General features: G+C 58.4%; 4 protein-coding genes and 1 pseudogene. All 5 read right to left on the bottom strand.

Going from position 1 to position 3,060, the window contains the following annotated elements; genetic code table 11:
* Positions 1 to 416 (bottom strand): VWA domain-containing protein (locus tag Q0562_RS11795; protein ID WP_298644604.1); only part of this gene is annotated, 416 nt, incomplete at its 3' end.
* A 150-nt stretch (positions 417 to 566) separates the two neighbouring features.
* A pseudogene (locus tag Q0562_RS13835) lies at positions 567 to 1,046 on the bottom strand (VWA domain-containing protein); the annotation flags it as partial.
* Between the two features lie 120 nt (positions 1,047 to 1,166).
* Positions 1,167 to 1,784, bottom strand: a complete 618-nt coding sequence (locus tag Q0562_RS11790; RefSeq protein ID WP_298644603.1) for a TerD family protein — start codon at positions 1,782 to 1,784, stop codon at positions 1,167 to 1,169.
* A 2-nt stretch (positions 1,785 to 1,786) separates the two neighbouring features.
* Complete coding sequence (locus tag Q0562_RS11785; RefSeq protein WP_298644601.1) at positions 1,787 to 2,422, bottom strand: VWA domain-containing protein; 636 nt, start codon at positions 2,420 to 2,422, stop codon at positions 1,787 to 1,789.
* Positions 2,423 to 2,479: 57 nt separating this feature from the next.
* Positions 2,480 to 3,058 (bottom strand): TerD family protein, encoded by a 579-nt coding sequence (locus Q0562_RS11780; protein WP_298644600.1) that lies wholly within the window; start codon positions 3,056 to 3,058, stop codon positions 2,480 to 2,482.
* Between the last annotated feature and the right edge of the window lie 2 nt (positions 3,059 to 3,060).

Here is a 3,060-nt window from a genome sequence, read left to right as displayed (position 1 = left end):
CCCAGCGATTTGATGACGGGGATGGCTTCGCTGTACGCGAGCAGGTCGGTCGGTTTGCCGTCGGTGAGGATGATGAGGATGGGGCGCCAGTCGCCTTTTTGTCCGCCGCTGCTGGTGATGCGGTCGCGCTTGACGGCATGGGCGATGTGTTCCAGCGCTGCGCCGAGGAAGGTCGCGCCGCTCTCGGGGCAGACAATTTCCGGCAGCACCACTTGCTCCAGCGGGGTCAGCGGCAAGACGTCCTTGATTTTGGAGTCGAAGGTGGTGATGGTGAGATAAACGCTTTCCAGTGCGTAGGGGTTCTGCCGCAGCGAGGCGAGCAGGGCGTGCAGGCCGGTGTTGACGGCTTCGATCGGCTCGCCGCGCATGGAGCCGGAGGTGTCGATACAGATGTAGGTAAGCAGGCGTCGGGTCATGGTGTGGGTTCCTGTTTGGGAATGAGTATGGCGATAGTCATTTGTCGATACCGCTGTTTGCTGCGGTAAAGTGCCATCAATAGATTGGGTAATAAAGCGGAAAAATTGAATGGGTAAAGGAGCCTTTGTATCGGCAAGCGAAAAGGCATGTTTTGTTAACCGTCTAAGCGAAGCAATATCGACTTTTAGTCCTGTCGCATAGACAACGATACTACTGAATCCAAGAGATTGGATAACAGGAATCGCGGCTTCGTATGCTAAAGAATCATTCGGTTTGCCGTCGGTAATGATGAGAAGAATAGGGGCGTAATCTCCTTTCGATCCTCGATTGTCCAAAATGCCATCACGTCTGACAGCATAGGCAATGTATTCCAATGCTGCACCCAAACAACACCCTCCCTCGCAAATAAAAGTTGATGGCAGCATTACATCCATTAACGGCGTTAGCGGGAATTCTTCTTTCGGAAATGTACCGAAGGTAATTAGGCAGGTATGCGCGCATTCCAAAGCGTAAGGGTCTTGGCGTAAGGAGGAAATGAGTATTTGTATTCCGTTACGCAAGGATTCTATGGCTTCGCCGCGCATGGAACCCGAGGTATCAATACAGATATAAATGGGTAAGCGTCGCATAGATTTTGTAGGTTGCTGTCTGTGTTTTTTGTGCTTTGCACACTTGTCGCAATAAGGATGTAATTTTCCCGCATGGCGGATGTGGGATAGCCGCCGTCAAGCGAGAAGGCCACACGGTTTTCAATACGGCAGGTAGTGTTTCAGCAGGTCGATGAAGCGGTCGGTGTCGTGGAAGTCGCCGATGGCGTTGAAGTGCCAGCCGTTGGTGCCGCGTTTTACTTCGGCGAAGGTCATCGCGCAGGCGTGGTTCTCCGGGTCGCTGCCAATGTCGTAGCGGCAGATTTCCTGCCCTTTGCCATCGACGGCGCGGATGTAGGCGCGGCGTACGCCGGCGAAGCTCTGCCCGCGTTCGCGCCCTTTGTAGATGGCGACGACGAAGAGGATTTGCCGGTAGGCGTCGGGCAGGGTATCCAAATCGACCTCAATTTGTTCGGCATCATCGCCCGCGCTGCTGCCGCTTTGGTTGTCGCCGGAGAGGCGCACTTTGCCGCTGGGGTGGGTGAGCGAGTTGTAGAAGACGACGTCGCCGCCTTCGAGGGTCGGCCGCCCGTTCGCCCCCGCCTTGCCGAGGTTGCGCACTTTGCCGTTGGCATCGAGCAGGAAGGCGACGGCGTCGAGGTCGTAGGCGGGCGTGGTCGGGGCGATGTCCCAGCCGAGGCCGATGGTGAGGCGGGAAAGGTCGTAGCCGGATTCTTTGCGCAGGCTGACGCCCTGGCCTTTTTGCAGGTTGATGGCCATGGTCAGAGGACGATGTTGAGTTCGGGGGGCGGCGGCGGCAGTTCGTCCAGCCCGCTCACTTCTTTGCCGCTTTCGATTTTCTGGCTGGAGACGGAAATGGAGGAGCTGACCCACTGGAAGAAGCTCTTGATGGAGGTGGCGTCGGCGGTGTCGAGCGAGACGACGGTTTCGGTGATGCGTTTCAGGGTGGCGGTGTCCGCACTGGGGCCGGCGGCGCAGGCGACGAAGGTGCCGGTTTTCACGTTTTTCATGGCGGCAATGCCTTTGTCGAGGTCGTCAGTCGGCGCGCCGTCGGAGAGGAGGAAGACCACGGGTTTCCAGTCGCCTTTGACTTCGGCGCTGCCTTTCACCACTTCGCGGTTGATGCAGTCGGCCAAGAGGGTCAGCGCCGCACCGAGGGCGGTCATGCCGCTGGCGCGCAGGTCGGGTGCCTGGAAGCTCATCAGTTCTGTGAGCGGGGTGAGCTGTTTGGCGTCGTTGTTGAAGGTGATGACGGAGAGGTAGGCGGTTTCCAGCGCGTAGGGGTCCTGGCGCAGGGCGGAAACGAGGACTTGCAGGCCGTTGCGCACGGATTCGATGGCTTCGCCGTGCATGGAGCCGGAGGTGTCAACGAGGAGGTAAACGGGGAGACGTCGCATGGGGTGTTCCTTATGGGGTTGGGGCAGGAAGGCAGCCGCGCGGGCTGCTCGTGCAGTTTAGAGGTAAGGGGTGATTTTCGGCAGGATTTCGTTCGGCGTCCGCCCCTGGCAGTTCTCGCCGATGGCGTGCATCTTCCATTCGCCGTTGTGGCGATAGACTTTGGCCATGATTTGCGCGGTGTGGTTGCCCTGTGCCGAGAGGTCGTAGCGGGCGATTTCTTTGCCCGACTGCCCGTCCACCAGGCGGCAGTAGGCGTTTTCCACCTGGCTGAAATTCTGTCCGGTGAAATTGCTGACGGTGAAGACCAGGGTTTTCACGTTGGCGGGGATGCGGTTCAGCGCGACGGTGATTTGTTCGTCGTCCCCGTCGCCTTCGCCGGTGAGGTTGTCGCCGCTGTGCTGGATGGAGCCGTCGCGGCTCGCCAGCTGGCGGAACCAGACAAGATCGAGCGGGTTGTTGTTGTCATCGAAGAGAAAACAGGAGGCGTCAAGATCGATGGACTGCTCGCGCCCGAAGCCGAACAGCCCCTTCTTCTTGGCGACGTCCCAACCGAGACCCATGATGACGCTGCTCAGCGCGCCGCCCGCTTCTTTTTCCAGAGAAATTTTCTGGCCTTTTTGCAGATTGACTGCCATAA

Origin of the sequence: uncultured Cardiobacterium sp. (assembly GCF_938028825.1) — a bacterium.
Taxonomy (GTDB): Bacteria; Pseudomonadota; Gammaproteobacteria; order Cardiobacteriales; family Cardiobacteriaceae; genus Cardiobacterium.
This window is presented reverse-complemented; position numbering and strand designations above follow the sequence as displayed.

What these genes read in the sequence shown, in the direction of transcription:
- Q0562_RS11790 (WP_298644603.1), bottom strand. Translation starts at nt 1,784, where the DNA reads ATGGCCATCAACCTGCAAAAAGGCCAGGGCGTCAGCCTGCGCAAAGAA.
- Q0562_RS11785 (WP_298644601.1), bottom strand. Translation starts at nt 2,422, where the DNA reads ATGCGACGTCTCCCCGTTTACCTCCTCGTTGACACCTCCGGCTCCATG.
- Q0562_RS11780 (WP_298644600.1), bottom strand. Translation starts at nt 3,058, where the DNA reads ATGGCAGTCAATCTGCAAAAAGGCCAGAAAATTTCTCTGGAAAAAGAA.